The sequence below is a fragment of the Pedobacter zeae genome, from assembly GCF_014196715.1.
Taxonomy (GTDB): Bacteria; Bacteroidota; Bacteroidia; order Sphingobacteriales; family Sphingobacteriaceae; genus Pedobacter; species Pedobacter zeae.
Genome location: NZ_JACIEF010000004.1, coordinates 34,862 through 52,522, shown reverse-complemented (window position 1 = coordinate 52,522; position 17,661 = coordinate 34,862). Strand labels below are relative to the sequence as shown.

General features: G+C 39.7%; 12 protein-coding genes and 1 tRNA gene. 5 read left to right on the top strand and 8 right to left on the bottom strand.

Annotated features, from left to right (window positions below):
* Positions 1 to 3 precede the first annotated feature (3 nt).
* The 4 genes from GGQ60_RS18910 to frr all read left to right on the top strand — a co-directional run bounded on the left by GGQ60_RS18910 (position 4) and on the right by frr (position 5,771).
* Positions 4 to 966 (top strand): MBL fold metallo-hydrolase, encoded by a 963-nt coding sequence (locus tag GGQ60_RS18910; protein ID WP_183767332.1) that lies wholly within the window; start codon positions 4 to 6, stop codon positions 964 to 966.
* Positions 967 to 1,021: 55 nt separating this feature from the next.
* Positions 1,022 to 4,291, top strand: a complete 3,270-nt coding sequence (locus tag GGQ60_RS18905) for a TonB-dependent receptor (RefSeq protein ID WP_183767330.1) — start codon at positions 1,022 to 1,024, stop codon at positions 4,289 to 4,291.
* Between the two features lie 170 nt (positions 4,292 to 4,461).
* On the top strand, positions 4,462 to 5,166 hold the full coding sequence (gene pyrH / locus GGQ60_RS18900) for a UMP kinase (protein WP_183767328.1): 705 nt from the start codon (positions 4,462 to 4,464) through the stop codon (positions 5,164 to 5,166).
* A gap of 41 nt (positions 5,167 to 5,207) precedes the next feature.
* Entirely contained in the window at positions 5,208 to 5,771 is a 564-nt protein-coding gene (frr, locus tag GGQ60_RS18895; RefSeq protein WP_183767326.1) for a ribosome recycling factor, read from the top strand.
* Positions 5,772 to 5,829: 58 nt separating this feature from the next.
* On the opposite strand, the gene GGQ60_RS18890 is transcribed toward frr, so the two are convergent.
* Both GGQ60_RS18890 and GGQ60_RS18885 read right to left on the bottom strand, forming a co-directional pair.
* On the bottom strand, positions 5,830 to 6,846 hold the full coding sequence (locus tag GGQ60_RS18890; protein WP_183767324.1) for a LacI family DNA-binding transcriptional regulator: 1,017 nt from the start codon (positions 6,844 to 6,846) through the stop codon (positions 5,830 to 5,832).
* Between the two features lie 146 nt (positions 6,847 to 6,992).
* Positions 6,993 to 7,137: transfer RNA gene (locus tag GGQ60_RS18885), tRNA-Asp, on the bottom strand.
* Between the two features lie 344 nt (positions 7,138 to 7,481).
* On the opposite strand from GGQ60_RS18885, the gene GGQ60_RS18880 reads away from it, so the two are divergent.
* A complete protein-coding gene (locus GGQ60_RS18880) occupies positions 7,482 to 7,958 on the top strand; it encodes an Lrp/AsnC ligand binding domain-containing protein (RefSeq protein ID WP_183767322.1) in 477 nt (158 codons plus the stop codon).
* 408 nt (positions 7,959 to 8,366) lie between these two features.
* On the opposite strand, the gene feoB is transcribed toward GGQ60_RS18880, so the two are convergent.
* The 6 genes from feoB to gcvH all read right to left on the bottom strand — a co-directional run bounded on the left by feoB (position 8,367) and on the right by gcvH (position 17,642).
* Complete coding sequence (gene feoB, locus GGQ60_RS18875; RefSeq protein ID WP_183767320.1) at positions 8,367 to 10,475, bottom strand: ferrous iron transport protein B; 2,109 nt, start codon at positions 10,473 to 10,475, stop codon at positions 8,367 to 8,369.
* Positions 10,476 to 10,485: 10 nt separating this feature from the next.
* Positions 10,486 to 10,701, bottom strand: coding sequence for a FeoA family protein (locus GGQ60_RS18870; RefSeq protein ID WP_025145397.1), 216 nt, complete (start codon positions 10,699 to 10,701; stop codon positions 10,486 to 10,488).
* A 96-nt stretch (positions 10,702 to 10,797) separates the two neighbouring features.
* Entirely contained in the window at positions 10,798 to 13,569 is a 2,772-nt protein-coding gene (locus GGQ60_RS18865) for an outer membrane beta-barrel family protein (RefSeq protein ID WP_183767318.1), read from the bottom strand.
* A 128-nt stretch (positions 13,570 to 13,697) separates the two neighbouring features.
* Complete coding sequence (locus GGQ60_RS18860; RefSeq protein WP_183767316.1) at positions 13,698 to 16,511, bottom strand: outer membrane beta-barrel protein; 2,814 nt, start codon at positions 16,509 to 16,511, stop codon at positions 13,698 to 13,700.
* Between the two features lie 314 nt (positions 16,512 to 16,825).
* The gene (locus tag GGQ60_RS18855; RefSeq protein WP_183767314.1) at positions 16,826 to 17,251 is read right to left on the bottom strand and encodes a VanZ family protein; all 426 of its coding nucleotides are present in this window, start codon (positions 17,249 to 17,251) and stop codon (positions 16,826 to 16,828) included.
* A gap of 10 nt (positions 17,252 to 17,261) precedes the next feature.
* Positions 17,262 to 17,642: a glycine cleavage system protein GcvH gene (gene gcvH / locus GGQ60_RS18850; protein WP_183767312.1), complete on the bottom strand. Its 381-nt coding sequence runs from the start codon at positions 17,640 to 17,642 to the stop codon at positions 17,262 to 17,264.
* Positions 17,643 to 17,661: the final 19 nt, after the last annotated feature.

Below are 17,661 nucleotides of genomic sequence, written 5' to 3'. Positions count from 1 at the left end.
AATATGTTTAAAAGAATTCTTCCGGTAATTATTTTGTTTTTCATTTCTACCTGTGTGCTGTGGGCACAGGAAACAAACAAAGGTTTTACCATTATCCCACTTGGTGTTAAAGGCGGTGATGATGAAAGCAATTTATCATCTTACATGATTGCTCCAATAGGAAGTGAAAAATATGTCTGTCTTGATGCAGGAACTATAAATGCCGGTATCCAAAAGGCAATCGATATGAAATCGCTGAAAGGAATCAGCGAGGAGGTTCAGCGCAGACAGATTAAAGGTTACCTGATATCGCACGGACATTTAGATCATTTAGCCGGGCTGATTATCAATTCTCCGGCAGATACCGCAAAAAACATTTACGGTTTACCTTCAGTGCTCAATATTTTAAAGGATAAATATTTTACCTGGGATGCCTGGGCTAATTTTGCCAACGAAGGAGAAAAGCCACAGCTGAAAAAGTATACTTATTTTCCACTGGTTGAAAACAATAATTATCAGCTGGAGGGCACAGAAATGAAGGTAAAGGCTTTTGAGCTGAGCCATGGCAATCCTTATAAAAGCACTGCTTTTCTGATCAATCATGATGATATTTATATACTTTACCTGGGTGATACCGGAGCCGATGAAATTGAAAAATCAGATAAACTTGCCAGCTTATGGCGAAGTATAGCACCGCTAATTACAGCAGGTCAGCTAAAAGCTATCTTTTTAGAGGTTTCATTCCCGGATGAGCAGCCCGATAAACAATTATTCGGGCATCTTACGCCAAAGCTTTTCTTTAACGAACTGTCGAAACTTGAAGCTTTAACAACTGATAAAGCCTTTAAAAAAGTTTCATTTATTGTTACCCATATCAAACCGCCGCGATCAACAGCAGAAAAAGTAAAGCAGCAATTGATTTCAGGTAACATAAAAAACTTAAAATTAATCTTCCCTGAGCAAGGACAGTCTTTAACGATTAATTAATATAAGCAAAACATAAGCAGTAAAATGTCAGTGTATTTTTGTTAAAAAAACATTGATGAAAAAATTTATATTACTAGTAACTTTTATGTTTACCGTAACGCTTTACGGTTTTGCACAAGGGGTTACCACTGCATCATTTATTGGTACAGTGAAAGATCAAAAAGGGGTAATACCTGGCGCAACGGTTACTGCTATACACATCCCCTCAGGCACAAAATACTCAACCCTCACCCGGGCCGATGGCAGGTACAACTTACCCAATGTACGTGTGGGTGGCCCGTACACCATTAAAATAAGTTATATTGGTTATAACGAACTGGTAAAAGAAAACCTGAATACCACCATTGGTGAAGATTTAAGGGTTGATGCTTCACTTACCGAAACCTCGCAGAACCTGGCCGATGTGGTGGTAAAAGGAACGCAGGATAAGGTGATCAACTCATCGCGCACAGGTGCGAGGGAAACCATTACCAGACAGCAGATTGACAACCTGCCAACCATCAGCCGTTCGTTGGCTGATTTTACCAAATTAACGCCATCAGCAAACTCTACAACCATTGGAGGCTTAAGTTTTGGCGGCAGAAGCGGTTCTTACAATAACTTAACGGTAGATGGGGCCTTATTCAACAATTCGTTCGGATTATCGGGCAGCTTAGGTGGACAAGCCAATTCACAACCGATATCGTTAGATGCGATTGAACAGATCCAGGTTGATATTGCCCCTTATGATGTCCGCCAGGGATCATTCACCGGAGCAGGTATCAATACTATTGTAAAATCTGGAACAAATAACTTTAAAGGTTCGGCATATTACTATACCAGGGGTACTGATTTAACAGGCTACTCGGCAGGTGTAACCAAAATTCCAATTGTTGATTTCAACTACAACCAGCGTGGTTTAAACATAGGCGGGCCAATGATTAAAGACAAATTATTTTTCTTTGTTTCTGGCGAGCAGGAAAGGATCAGTACACCGGCAACCTCTTTCGTAGCATCAAGACCAGGTTTATCCGGTGCCAATGTTTCGGCTGCAGATGCAGCTACATTAGACCGCTTATCAAACTATTTATTAAGCAAATACAATTATTCAACCGGTCCGTACGAAAATTATCCTTATAAAACCCAAAGCGATAAAATTACGGCCAAAATTGACTGGAACATCAATGCCAATAACACCTTAAGTGCAAAATATTTCTACCTGAAATCGAACAGACAGGTTGTTGCCAGTGGCTCGGGCATTCCAGCCGGTTTAAACGGCAGCCGTTCGCCATCATCAACCTCTATGCCTTATTTCGGTTCGAGTTATACCATCAACAATAACTTTAACATTGGCATTGTAGAATTGAATACCAGGATCGGCAACAACATGTCGAACAAATTAACGCTGGGTTACTCTGCATTAAGAGATTTCCGCAATTCGAACGGTTCTGAATTGCCAATGGTTGATATCGGTAATGGAAACGGCGGTATATTAACTAGCTTTGGTTACGAAGTATTTACTGCTAATAACCTGTTAAACTCTGATATCTACCAGTTTTCTGACGATTTCTCGATTTATGCGGGCAAACACGAAATCACCATTGGTACCAGCAACCAGTTAAATAAATTCTTAAATGGTTTTGCTCCAAACTATAATGGACTGTATTATTTTAAAACGGCAGATGATTTTATCAACAATCAGCCTGCGGTAAGTTATTCATACCGTAATTCGGCATTGGCCGATGGATCATTTCCTTTCGCTAAAATGTCGTCGTATAACTTAAGTTTATATGCACAGGATAAATACCAGGTGAGTGATAATTTTAAATTAACCTATGGCATCAGGGCCGATTATACCTATTTCCCTACCAAACTGGATCCAAATCCAAATTTGGCAGCATTAACCTTCCAAAATGGTTTACAGGTGGATATTTCTAAATTCCCGAATAAAAAACTGTTGTTCTCACCACGTGTAGGCTTCAACTATGACGTTTTTGGCGACAAAACCACACAATTACGTGGTGGAACCGGAATTTTCACCGGTCAGGTACCTTATGTTTGGATTTCTAACCAGGCTTCAAACACCGGAACATTATTTAGTTCAAGTACCGTTTCTACCCCTGGCGATCCCCGTTTGATTTTTAATCCGAATGTAAACGCCAACCGCCCTGCACCAGGTACCGCAACGGCCAATACTTCTTATGAGGTTGATGCAGCTTCGAAAGATTTTAAATATCCTCAGATCTGGAGAACAAACGTAGCCATTGATCAGAAATTACCAATGGGTATCATTGCCACATTAGAAGCCTCATATACCAAAGATATTAACGCAGTAAGCTTCTCAAATGCAGCATTGCCCAATAATTCTACGGGCCTGATAACCCTTCCGGGAATTGAAGGGCAGCAACGTTATAACGCAAAATCTACACAGACGGGCACTACAGCGGCAAATCCTTCTATTTCGCCATTCATTTACATGCAGAATACCAAAAAGGGTTATTCCTACTTCGTTACAGGTCAGTTGCAAAAATCTTTTTTCAATGGTTTTAACGCAAGTGTAGCTTATACTTACAGCCAGTCTAAATCGGTAAATGATGGTGGCTCTACTGCAAGTTCGATCTGGTCGCAAAGGGCAATTGCAGGCGATGCGAATTCAGATGTCCTGGCCAATACCAATTTCATCCAGCCCAACCGGGTTATCGCTTCTTTAAGCTATAAAAAAGAGTATTTTAACCATGCAGCCACCACTATCGGTTTAATTTTCGAATCGGCAAATAACGGGGCATTCAGTTACGTTTCATCTGGTGATATCAACAACGATGGGGGTGCTAATGATCTGCTTTACATCCCACGGAACAAAGGCGATATTATTCTGGTTCCTGATTTTACCGGCGATACCCGCACCCAGGATCAGATCTGGAATCAGCTGAATGCTTATATTGCGCAGGATAGCTACCTTAGTAAGCACAGGGGTGAATTTGCAAAAAGAAACGGCGCCATCATGTCGTACTTTAAAAGGGCCGATTTACACCTTGCTCAGGATTTCTTTGTTGGACCGAAAGGAAAAAGGAATACACTTCAGTTTACACTGGATATCATTAACCTCGGCAACCTGTTAAACAGCGACTGGGGCTTATATCAAACAACAAATATCCCATTATCTACTTATAATACCGCTGTATTGTTAGCCTATAAAGGTTTGGATGCGACATCAGGAAAACCAACCTATTCTTTCCCTTATCAGGATAAAGCAAACTTAACACCATATACTACAACGTATAAAAATATTACCGACCAGATTTCGCGCTGGCAGGCTCAATTTGGTGTACGTTACATCTTTAACTAGGAATAATTTAAATATCTTTTTCTACTGCCCCCAAAAAGCCACACTATTTGGGGGCAGTGTATTTAATAAATTCCTGCTTTTTCTTTAATCGACTATTTCTATTTAAATATTTACATCAATTATTAGAAAGCATAGCTCGGTATTAAAAAAATGTTAATATTTTTGAGGTCATGAAATACAAGCGCATCCTACTAAAGCTTAGCGGAGAATCGCTAATGGGCGACAAACAATACGGTATTGATAATGATCGTGTTAAGCAATATGCAGAAGATATCAAAGCGGTACACGATAAAGGTTTAGAAATCGCCATCGTAATTGGAGGAGGAAATATTTTTAGAGGCCTAAGCGCCGAAAAAAGTGGGATGGACAGGGCTCAGGCCGATTATATGGGCATGTTGGCAACGGTGATCAACTCTATGGCCCTACAAGATGCCTTAGAGAAAGTTGGTATCAAAACCCGTTTGCTTACCGCAATTAAAATGGAACAGATCTGCGAACCTTTTATCCGCAGAAGAGCTGTTCGTCACCTCGAAAAAGGACGTGTGGTTATTTTCGGCGCCGGTACCGGAAATCCATACTTCACCACCGATTCTGCAGCTGCTCTACGTGCAATCGAAATTAAAGCCGATGTGGTTTTAAAAGGAACACGTGTTGACGGGATTTATACCGCAGATCCTGAAAAAGATCCTTTAGCTACAAAATATGGCGAAATTTCTTTCAGGGAAGTATACGATAAAGGGCTTAATGTAATGGACATGACAGCTTTTACCCTATGCGAAGAAAACCAACTCCCAATTATTGTGTTTGATATGAATAAACACGGTAATTTCATGAAAATTGCCAGTGGTGAACCAATCGGTACACTGGTGAAGTAAGCATTAAAAAAAATATTATTTTTGTAGATATAAATACAATTATGAACGAACTCATACAATTGCAATTAATGGATGCGCAATCCTCTATGGATAAAGCGATCGATCATTGTGAAGCTGAATTAACTAAAATAAGGGCTGGTAAAGCATCAGCTGGTATGTTGGATGGTATCTTTGTTGACTATTACGGAGCTTCTACAGCATTGGCACAGGTAGCAAGCATCAATACACCTGATGCCAGAACAATCGTAATCCAACCTTGGGAAAAATCACTTTTAACCACCATCGAAAAAGCAATTCAGGTTGCCAATATCGGTATCAATCCCCAAAATGATGGTATTGTGATCCGCCTGATTGTACCTCCTTTAACAGAAGAACGCAGAAAAGAGCTGGTTAGAAAAGTAAAAGAGGAAGCAGAAAGGGGCCGTATTACGGTGCGCAACATCCGTAAAGAGGCCAATTCCAAAATCCAGAAACTAAAAGGCGAAGGCGTATCAGACGATGAAATTAAAACCGGCGAAAATGAAGTACAAAAACTGACCGACGCTTATATCATCAAAGTTGATAAACACGCAGAAGCTAAAGAAAAAGACGTAATGACCGTTTAATCTGCATTAAAAATCATTATAAAGGGAATCGATTTTAGATCAATTCCCTTTTTTTATTCTATTTTTTTGCGCTTGATGCCCTTACATTCAATACTGTTGGAAGCGATACCTGCGCATTTTCTACATTCTTACCTGCCTTTTTAAGCTTGTTTAGTAAAATTTTCATAATGTTCTCGGCAATGGCTTCGAGCGGCTGTGCAATTGCCGTAACAGGCGGATCGCAGAATTCGAGTATCTCGAAATCATCAAAAGATACTACTGCAAGGTCTTTATGGATACGAATCCCCTCTTTCCTGAACGTTCGTAAACCGTCCAGGCAGATGTAATTGGCTGCAAAAATTACGGCATCCAGTTGTTTTTCTTTTTTAAAGAATTTTGCCATTTCCTTGATCGACTCGGCAGAATTAACATAACTGATCTTTTTTACAATGGCCGGGAGTTTATGTTTCTCTACTGCTGTTTCGTAGCCCAATAAACGATCCACCATTTGCAACTGAGCAGTATCTATCGTAACAAAACCAATATTTTTATAACCATTGTTGATCAGGTGCTCGGTGGCCTGGAATGTGCTGTTCTGATTATCTATAATTACATAATCCGTTTTTACATCCTGCACATAACGGTCAAACAGTACCACCGGTGCATCTGTTTGGATCAGTTTTTTCACTTCTTCTTCCAAACCTTCGGGTAGGGCCATAATGTAGCCGTCAACATGCCTGTCTTTAAAAATCTGCAGGAGCTGTATCGCTTTTTCTGTATCGTTACGGGTACTGCTAAAAAGAATTTTATAGCCCAAACCAGAGGCAATCTCATCAATGCGACGCGCTATGCCCGAGAAAAAGGGCTCAGAAATATCGTCAACAAGGAAACCGATAATTTTGGTCTTGCCGGTTCGCAAACTGGTAGCCAGGGCATTGGGCTGGTAGTTCAATTCGGCAACCAGGTCTAAAACCTTTTTGGTAAGCGATTCGCTGATGTTCTTTTCTCTCGCTTTTCCATTAATTACGAAAGATACGGCTGTAATGGAAATATTTAACTGTTTGGCTATGTCTTTAATTGAAACGCGTTTCTTCATCACAGGTATTGAACGGATAAAAATTTGAGCGGTAATATAATAATATATCTATATATAATGTATGGAATATGAAAAACTGGCCTAAAATAAAAAGAGCAACCTATCCAGGATTGCTCAATTAACTAACTTATTATTCATAAAAAATGCTGTTGGGGAAGGAGTCGAACCTTCAAGGGGTAGTTAGCTACAGTTCAAAAAATTAATTTGTGGTCAACCCAATAAACTGCGTTTGTCCCATTATTCCCCACCACCGAGACAAGGAGGCGTGTCTGCCAATTTCACCACCCAACAATTTAGTCATTAGTCCAAAGCCTGCAGTCGTAAATCTGTTAAAGACTATTGACTCTTGACTTAGGACTAAAGCCGCTGTAGGGGAAGGAATCGAACCTTCAAGGAGTGGTTAGTACCGTTACCGGTATATTCCCATTATTCTCCGCCACCGAGACAAGGAGGTGTGTCTGCCTGTTTCACCACCCTACATTTTGTTAAACAATTTTGAAAGAACGTTCCTTTTTGTCAATTGCTTAATACAAATGTAAAGGAACATCCAATACCTTGCAAATATTTTAAACATTTAATTTTATTTTTATAATATTGATAAATATTTGTAAATTCGCTTATCATAATTCAAAAATATGCTTAAAAAAGACAATTCCAATTTAGAAATTGACAACCTCGACATCGATATATTAAAGCAATTGATGCAGGATGCCACTAAACCCTATACAGAAATCGCCAAAGATCTGATTGTTTCGGGCGGAACAATACACGTTAGGATGAAGAAACTACAGGAAATGGGCATTATAAAAGGCTCTCACTTAATCATTGATCCGCAGAAGGCCGGTTACGATATATGTGCCTTTCTGGGCATCTACCTGGAGAAAGGTATCCAATATAAAGATGCAGTTGCCCAGCTGAGTAAAATTAAAGAAGTAGTAGAGTTACACTATACTACGGGTGCCTATAGTATGTTTGCTAAAATAATCTGCAGAGACACCAATCACCTGCGCCATGTCTTAAATGAAGAAATCCAGGCGGTAAGCGGCATCCAGCGGACAGAAACGTTAATTTCGTTAGAAGAAAGTATTAAAAGGCAGATTGAGCTGGGGTAAGGAGAAAGGAAGACCAAAGCTAAAAGACTAAAGACCAAAGGGGAGAAAAAGTTATAAGCCCAGAGATCTCATATGTCTTATATGGTAAAAAATTAGCGTTTTTTATTTGAAAATGAATATGCAATAGGATTTCGGGAACAGATATCCCGTTATTCGCTATAGTCCCGATTAAAAAATCGGGAGCTGCCCCTTTCTACCGGGTTTATTAACGGCCTGCGCAGGCAAGCATTCTGCCAAACATAACAGTACTTGCTAAGCCATCCAGACCTGATTGGAGTGAGCATCCCGGCATTTCAGCCGGAATAAAACGGAAAGCAGGAGCAAACCTAAACAGTTGTGCAGGCACTGCTCTCCTACCCTTTCGACTCCGCTCGGGATGATAGACAGAAACAGTCCGAAAAATACTCCTTATTTTAATAACTGGTAAGCAACCAGTGCTGCAACGTAAGCCATGGAGGTCATGTAAACCAGCTGGATTACCGGCCATTTCCATCCTTTGGTTTCACGGTAAACAATGGCTACGGTACTCATGCACTGCATCGCAAAAGCATAAAAAAGCATCAGGGAAATCCCGGTAGCAAAAGTGTAAACCGGCAAACCTGTACGGCTATTTTTAGAGGCCTCCATACGCGCCCTGATGGTGCTTGTATCCTCATCACCACCATCAACACTGTAAATGGTAGCCATGGTACCTACAAAGGCTTCACGGGCGGCAAAAGAGGTAATCAAACCAATACCGATCTTCCAGTCGTAACCTAACGGACGGATAACGGGTTCAATTGCATGACCGAGAATTCCGACATAAGAGTTTTCCAGCTTTTCTGTAGCCACCAAAGTTTTGATGTGTGCGGTATTTTTTGTGGTATCGGCCAATGCCCTTTCGTATTTTTTATCAATATTTTCAAAACGGTTACCCGGTCCGAATGAGGCCATTACCCAAAGGATCACTGAAATAGCAATAATTACCTTACCTGCTTCGAAAACAAAGGTTTTAGATTTCTCGTACATGGTGTAAAACACATTTTTCCATCTGGGCATACGGTAAACGGGTAATTCCATAATGAAATATGATTTTTCTTTTGTTTTGATGATAAATTTCATTACCCAAGCCACTACTACCGCAGCAAAAATACCCACCAGGTACATCACCATCAGCGCTAAGCCCTGTAAATTGAAAACACCTAAAACTGTTTGCGAAGGGATAATTAAGGAAATAATAAGGATATATACCGGAAGCCTTGCCGAGCAGCTTACCAATGGTGTAACCATAATGGTAATCATCCTATCTTTCCAGTTTTCTATATTCCGGGCAGCCATAATAGACGGAACAGCACAGGCCAAACCACCGATCATCGGTACTACCGATTTTCCGTTAAGACCGACTTTACTCATGATTTTATCCATCATAAAGGTAACACGGGCCATATAACCGGTATCTTCTAAAATGGATATAAAGGCAAAAAGAATGGCAATCTGCGGAATAAACACAAAAATGCCCCCTAAACCGGCAATTACACCATCCAATAACAGATCGGTAAGCATACCGGCAGGTAAATATTCGTGCCCAATATTGGTGATATACCCAAATCCGCTTTCAATCCAATCCATCGGATAAGACGACCATGCAAAAATGGCGTTAAAAATGATGAACAGGATCAACAGGAAGATGGCAAACCCCCATATTTTATGGGTAAGGATTCCATCTATTTTATCGCTAAAAGAAAATTTCTTTTCAGTGCCTTTATCTACCACCACGCCAGATAGTATGCTGCTGAGATGCCTGTAACGCGCAATCGTTTCTGCCGCCTGGATTTTAGACGATTCGAAATGATGCGATTGCTCTATCTTTTCAATTTCCTCCTGTTCTTTTTCGCTAAAAAAAGTAAGGTATTCGTGCTGATGGAGCACCTGAAGGGCATAATAATCGTTATCTGAATTCAGTTTCGATTTGATGGCATTAATGGCTTCTGGCGCCAGGAAGTTTACATCAACATCCTGAAACTGGGTGGCAATTTTATTGGTATTGGCAATAGCCTGTTTTAACTTATCAATTCCGACATTATTTCTTGCTGAAATGGAAACCACCTGAACGCCCAGTTTTTGTGCAAGTTTATCCAGGTCGATCTCAATACCCTGTTTGGTGGAAAGATCGATCATATTCAGGGCCAAAATCATCGGGATACCCAAATCGGCCACCTGCGAATACAACAGCATATTTCGCTTTAAGTTGGAAGCATCGGCAATTAAGACGATTACGTCGGGGTGGCTGTTGTTGTTTTTATCGGCAAGTACCTGAAATACGATACTTTCATCAGAACTTTTAGGATATAAGCTATACGTTCCGGGTAAATCGATAATCTCGGCATTCTTATCGTCAGTGAGTTTGGTAAAACCGGTTTTCTTATCGACAGTGATGCCTGGGAAGTTTCCTATTTTTTGATTTAACCCTGTTAAACGGTTAAATAAAGTAGATTTACCTGTATTGGGATTACCAACTAACGCAACTTTAATATCCAAACCAGCTTATTTATTGTATAATGATCACATCAGCCTCGCTTTTACGCAAACAAAGCTGATAACCAGCAACACGGATCGCCATTGGATCGCCAAGCGGAGCAAAACGCTCTACCTCTACCACCTCGCCCGGCAAACAGCCCATCTCCATTAACTTTACAGACATATCTAAATCTGTAAAAGCTACAATAGTTCCTTTTTCTCCAATTTTTAGGTGCGACAGCTTCATGTGCTAAATTTGGCGCAAGTTAGCCTTTCTTTAGATTTATTCCAAATAAGAAACAAGATATGCCGCTATAAATTATACAGGTTTACGCTAAAATGATCAATTTCTTTGCCTGCCACCACCAAAGCCTTCGCCACCATTTTCGCCACGGTTCCGGCCACCTTCTTCGCCTCCCCTAATCCTGTTTTTGCCCCCCATGCGGTTTAACGAATAAGTAAACGAGAACATAAAATAACGCCTCAGTACATTATAACTTACATCCTGTATGGTGTTGTTATTGGCCGTGCGGCTTACCCCCTGGTTTTCGTTCAATAGATCATTTACCGCAGCTTTGAAAGTCCCCCTATTTTTAAAAAACTGTTTACTGATGTACGAATTAACCAACGTAAAGTGGGTATCGAAAGCCTCTCCCCTTCCGGTATTCTGGTTATAATCTGCATCTACTGACCAACGAATATTGCCTGGAAATAAATAGCTCACACTGATGTTGGGACTGAAAGTATAAAAACGGGTATTGGAATTTGGCTGTACAGAATAAGTTGCACGGTTGATTGATCCGTTTACACCTGCTATTAAATCGAGCTTATCTAAATTGGAAACCAAACGGTAGCCATTGGTGATAGACCAGCTATTGGTGATATTTTTTAAAGAGTTGGTAAAGTTTACATCCCGGTCGTAGTTTCCACTGATGTTGATATGGAAATTAAGCTTATTTTCTGCCATAAGGGGCAAACTTAAGGAGGAGGATAGCGAACCTGAGTAAACACCATTCACGTTTACGGGCAATACTGCAAACTTACCCTGGTTAACGCCGCTTTCGATTAAACTGCTGCTGTTTGCAATTTTGTTCGAAGTTTGAGTCAGGTTTACATTTACAAATAACGACCTGTTTTTGCCAACTGTAAAAGTATTGTAGGCAATACGTAGGGTATTGTTAAACTCGGGCTTTAAATCGGGGTTTCCTAACGGGATGCTTTGTGTATTGGTATTGTTTGGAACAGGTTGCAACTGTTGTATGCTAGGCTGATTGGTACTGCCCCGGTAATTGAAAACCAACCGCTTGCTATTGCTAAAGTTATACCTGAACATGGCAGATGGCGTATAGTTAAATACATTCTGCTTTAATATAAATCCCCGCGATATATTATTGTTTTTACGATCGGTATTTTGAACGGCTATCCCCACATTCCAGTTGTATTTTTTGGTCATTTTATTAAAACTGAAACCAGCAGTATTGGTTAAAATGGTGTTTTCGTAAACATTACTTAATGAATCATTCCGTAAATCATAATTTAATGTGGCCGGATTAAAGTCGTAGGTGAAACGGTCGGAAGTATTGTGATTATAGCCGTTCTGGTAGTTAAACTCAAGGCTCAGGGTTTTATCTAAGGGCTCGGTATAAACAAGACGGGTATTCTGGTTGATAGATTCACTTTCCTGATCATTAAACTGATCAGTGGTCTTTGCTGTAGTAATTCCGTTTTCCTGCCTGGTTTCGGGGTTGCTGTTGTAATTGTCGGCGTTGCTGTTGTTAATGCTGGTATTGAAGTTTAGAGAAAGTGTTCTACCCCTGCGCATAAATTTCTTCCTCAACAGAATATTGTTACTAATAGATGGGGCAGTACTGTGGTTCCTGAGATTTTGCGACCCACTGATCATATAGGTATTAAAATCGCGGGTATACTTGCTGATGTTCAAACTCTCGTTATCGGTATAACTTAAATTAGGTTGTACTTTAAGTGAGGTTAAGGAATCGAGCTTGGTATCGATCATGAAATTTAAACGATGGTTTAAACGATCGGAATTGTTGGTCTGGTTATTATTAAAAATCGTGGTTACATTCCCCAATAGGTTTTGAGTTACACTGTTCCTTAAAATAAGGTTATCGGATTTATTAACGAAATAACTTAAACTCACTTCAGTTTGATCAGCATATATATCTGAGAAATTGAATCCGCCGGCCTTGGTATCGGTAATTCCCCCACGGCCTCCATTGTTGCCACCATTGCCCGCACCCAAGCCACCACCAAAATTTTGTTTGTTTACATTGTTAAACTGTGCAATTACGCTCAGGCGCTTATCCTGGTTAAAATGATTGATATTCGCATTTACATCGTAGCGATTGTCAGAGCCATAGCCCCCTGTGCTATTTCCGAAGTAACCTCTTTTTTTATCTTTCCTGGTGGTAATATTGATGATCTTGGTTCTTGAGCCATCATCAATTCCGGTAAATTGTGCCTGATCGGAAAGTTCATCAATAATCTGAATTTTATCGATCATATCAGCCGGAAGGTTTTTAGTGGCCAATAAAGGATCATTCCCAAAAAATTCCTTACCATCTACCCTCACTTTGGTAATGGTTTCGCCCTGTGCTTTTACTGTACCTGCCTTGTCAACTTCAACTCCAGGCAGTTTTTTTAAAAGGTCTTCAACAACGGCATTTTCTACCACCTTAAAAGAACTGGCGTTAAATTCTAGTGTATCTTTTTTCACCACAATGGGTGGAACCTCAGCCTTGATATCAACGGTTTGAAGATCGATGGCACCACCTTCCAAAACAATATCTCCTAAAGCCACATCTGCTTTATCAGCGGCAATAGTAAAATCTTTCGTGGTGTTTTTTAAGCCTAAAAACGCGGCATATAATTTATAACTACCGGGTTTTAAGTTCTTAAAAACAAATTTTCCCTCTTCATTTGTACTTATTGCACCAACCATACTCGAATCGCTAAGATTTTTGATCGCTATTGAAGCATAATCGATTGGTTTTTTATCTTTCGACTGGATTATTCTGCCACTTACCGAACCGGTTTTTTGAGCATACACATAAAATGATGATAAAATGAGGAAAAGCGTAAAAATTTGTTTCATCCGGTTGGTTTGATTGTTGGGTTAAGACTCAGGGGGTTGCCAAAGGTTTAGTTCCGCTTTGGTAACATTTGAAATACAAAAAAGGTCCCGTTTTAGCCGGGACCTTTTTTATTTTATTATCTATTCATTTACATCCTCATACGGCCACCGCCCCCGCGCTGACCTGGCATCTGCATATCGCCACTCATGTTTCTTCCGCCGATGCGGGTTAACGAATAGGTGAATGAAAACATATAATAACGTTTTAATACATTATAGTTTAAATCTGTAATTGATGTACCTGTAGCCGTTCTGCTTACGCCTGTATTCTGGTTCAATGCATCATTTACAGAAAACTTAAATGTTCCCCTGTTCTTAAAGAACTGACGGCTAATGTAAGGGTTAAGAATGGTATACTCCTGGTTGTATAAATCACCACCGCCAAAATTTCTGAAGTAATCGATGTCCATTGCCAGCCTGATATTGCCCGGTAATACATAACTCACATCAAAACTTGGGTTTATGGTATAAAACTGTGTATTTGCCGATTGTTGGGCTGAAAACGTTGAATGAGTGTAGCTACCGGTTATACCGCCTGTTAAATCGAATTTATCAACGTTGGTAACCAATTTATAACTGTTTGAAATGGTATAACTGTTTGTAACGTTTTTAACAGATGTGGTACCTCCCTGAGGGACAATGTAATTCACATTTCTATTGTAAGCACCGTTTCCTGAAATGTTTAAGGTTAATTTACGCTCTGCCATTAACGGTAAAGACCAGGTGGCATTGGCATTACCTGCGTAAACACCATCAACATTAATATAACTCACCTGTTGGATACCGCTTGGCAATTGTGCCACACTGTTACCAATACTGTTAAATGTCTGGGTTAAATTTAAGCCTGCAAAGAAAAACCTACCATTTTCAATATTGAAGTTGTTAAAATTGATCCTCAACTGGTTATTAAATGAAGGTTTCAAAGCCGGATTACCTACATAAATCGTCTGCGAGTTTGTATTATCCGGAATTGGCTGGATCTGATCGATAGTTGGTTGAGTAGTAGAACCTCGGTAGTTGATGAACAAGCGTTTACGGTTACTAAAGTTATACCTGAACTGTGCAGAAGGGGTAATATTAATGAAATTCTGTGTGCGTTTTAAACCTGTGGTTAAATTGGTATTTACCCTATTGGTCTGTTGTGCCGCTACACCAATATTCCAGTTGTACTTTTTCTCGGTTGTAGTTAAACTGGCACCTAAGGCATTGGTTAAGGTACGGTTGTTATAGATATTCGAAAAGGTATTGTCAACAATATCAAACTGCAAAGTTGATGGATTGTAATTAAACACATCTCTTTGCGAATCGCTGTTCGAATAACCGTTCTGATAGTTAAACTCTACACTTAAGGTTTTGTTTAAAGGTTCGGTATAAACTACACGCGCGGTGTTATTTAACGAGTGGCTGGTTGTATTGTTTAACTGATTGGTTAACGAATCTCTTGAAACACCATTGATTGTGATCTTTTCATTACGGTAATTGAGGTTGGTACCATCATTATCGTTAATACTGGTATTTACATTTAATGAAAGGGTACGGCCCCTTCGTTTAAAGCTTTTCCTGATCAACAAATTATTACTCACTGCAGGAGTAGCGGCTGTTGTGGTGTTACGCTGTAAACCAGTTGTTAAAGAGGTAATAAAATCACGTGTATAGTTTGTAACACTGTTCCCATCAGTTTCTGTATAAGTCAGGTTAGGCTGAATTTTGATCGATAATGAGGGATCGATTTTAGTATCCACCATAAAATTAAAACGATGGTTAATCCGATCGGTGGTATTATCCAGATCTTGCGTGATGTTGGTTGTTCCCGTTCCTAAAAGATTTTGGGTATTAGAGTTCTGAATACTTTCTGAATTGGCCTTGTTAAAGAAATAACTGGCTTGGAACTGCGTACCATCTTTATAGGTATCGGCAAAGTTTAAACCTGCCGCATTGGTATTGGTTATACCGCCACTACCTCCGGAGTTACCGCCGCCACCGCCGCCGCCAAAACCACCACGGCCACCACCAAAGCCTCCACCACCGAAACCGTTACCAACACCTCCGCCCTGGCCAAAATTTTGTTTGTTCACATTGTTAAACTGGCCAATAAAACTGATCTGCTGGTCTTCGTCAAATTTGTTAACGTTTAAACTGGCATCGTAACGGTCATTAGAACCATAACCAGCGGTACTGTTTCCAAAATAGCCATGCTTCATTCCGTTTTTAGTCGTGATGTTTAAGATTTTATTTCTTGTTCCATCATCAATACCTGTAAACTGTGCCTGTTCAGAAAGCTCATCAATTACCTGTATCTTATCTACCATATCGGCCGGAAGGTTTTTGGTTGCCAATAACGGATCATTGCCAAAAAATTCTTTACCATCAACTTTAACCTTAGTGATGGTTTCGCCCTGGGCTTTAACACTGCCATCTTTGGCTACTTCAACCCCTGGTACTTTTTTTAAGAGGTCTTCCACTACGGCATTTTCGCGCACTTTAATCGATTTGGCATCAAATTCAAGGGTATCTTTCTTTACCACAATAGGGATTGTTGCCGTAACATTAACCGTATTTAAATCAACACCATCGTCGCCCATGGCAATTTCACCGGCGTTTACGGCAGCTTTGGCTACTTCAACATCTTTGGTTGTTGTTTTTAAACCCAGAAAGGCTACATAAATGCGGTATCTGCCAGGGGCTACAGTTTTAAAACTAAAAGTTCCGTCTGCATTGGTCTGACCTGAGGCTACCACACTCGAATCTTTTAAACTTTTAAGTGCTACAGTAGCGAAATCGACTGGTTTTTTATCCTTTGCATTAATCACTTTACCATTTACGGCACCAGTATTTTGGGCCTGAGCGATGTAACCACAAAACAGGAGTACAACGAATATTACGTTCTGTACGTTTCTTTTCATTAAAAAAAATATAAATATAAATATAACTAAGCTAACCTGTCAGACTAGAGAAAGGCCCAAAGGTTTGTTAGAAGCTAGGTAACATTTTAAATACAGCACTTTTGGAAAGGCCATCAGATTTTAAAGGAAAATCGACCTGAAGGAAGATTATTTTTGTGGCGAGGGATACGTTTTATAGTATACTTTTGGGCAGTTACAGTTCTTTTTAAAGATACTGCATGCACTTAAACAGATGGATAAAATTATACAGGCAATACTAACTTTTGTTTTCATCGATTTTATTTTCAATTTCAATTAAACTATTCAGGAACACATTAGTTGCTTTTGGTAAGTGGTGTATTCATCGTGGCTTGCTTGAAATTTAATCGATGGAGTAATACATAACTAAAAACAGCCATACATGCGCCCAACATATCGCAGCCAAAATCCCACCATTCTGCAGACCGGTAGGTAAAAACTTTCCATTGTAGCAACTCTATTCCTCCGCCTATTATGGCGTTGATCAGCAAAATTTTAAAAATGGTTAATGTTCTGAAAGCGTAGGTATGCTGATATTTTATTTTGCCAAAAAATAGTAAAACCGATAAGACGAAGAAAAAACCCAGGTGGGTCATCTTATCAAATCCCTCAAAGAAAAAACCACTTTTCGAAACGGAATCGGAAACGTGCATATTACAAAACACTAAAACAATGATGGTCCAAAGGATGGCCCATTTTTGTTGTTTTAGTGTTTTGTACAAAATATAATGATTAAGCGCCTACCAGTTCCTGATAAGCTTCTGCCGTTAATAAACTTTCTAATTCAGCTAAATCAGCTAAAGTTACTTTTACCATCCAGCCCTCTCCGTAAGGATCAGAGTTAACCAATTCCGGATTATCGTTTAATTCGGCATTAACTTCCAATACTGTTCCGGTAACGGGCATATAAAGGTCAGATACAGTTTTAACAGCTTCTACAGTACCAAAAACTTCTTCTTTTGCCACTTCGCTACCTACAGTGTTGATATCAACATAAACGATATCGCCTAATTCGCGCTGTGCAAAATCAGTTACGCCAATATAAGCTTCATTACCTTCAACTCTAACCCACTCGTGGTCTTTAGTGTACTTTAATTCTGATGGAAAATTCATTTGTTATAAATTAGTTTCT

Coding starts and splice junctions, on each gene's coding strand:
- GGQ60_RS18870 (WP_025145397.1), bottom strand. CDS start 10,701: ATGAAGCTGTCGCACCTAAAAATTGGAGAAAAAGGAACTATTGTAGCT.
- GGQ60_RS18890 (WP_183767324.1), bottom strand. CDS start 6,846: ATGAAGAAACGCGTTTCAATTAAAGACATAGCCAAACAGTTAAATATT.
- GGQ60_RS18910 (WP_183767332.1), top strand. CDS start 4: ATGTTTAAAAGAATTCTTCCGGTAATTATTTTGTTTTTCATTTCTACC.
- gcvH (WP_183767312.1), bottom strand. CDS start 17,642: ATGAATTTTCCATCAGAATTAAAGTACACTAAAGACCACGAGTGGGTT.
- frr (WP_183767326.1), top strand. CDS start 5,208: ATGAACGAACTCATACAATTGCAATTAATGGATGCGCAATCCTCTATG.
- GGQ60_RS18865 (WP_183767318.1), bottom strand. CDS start 13,569: ATGAAACAAATTTTTACGCTTTTCCTCATTTTATCATCATTTTATGTG.
- GGQ60_RS18860 (WP_183767316.1), bottom strand. CDS start 16,511: ATGAAAAGAAACGTACAGAACGTAATATTCGTTGTACTCCTGTTTTGT.
- GGQ60_RS18905 (WP_183767330.1), top strand. CDS start 1,022: ATGAAAAAATTTATATTACTAGTAACTTTTATGTTTACCGTAACGCTT.
- GGQ60_RS18880 (WP_183767322.1), top strand. CDS start 7,482: ATGCTTAAAAAAGACAATTCCAATTTAGAAATTGACAACCTCGACATC.
- pyrH (WP_183767328.1), top strand. CDS start 4,462: ATGAAATACAAGCGCATCCTACTAAAGCTTAGCGGAGAATCGCTAATG.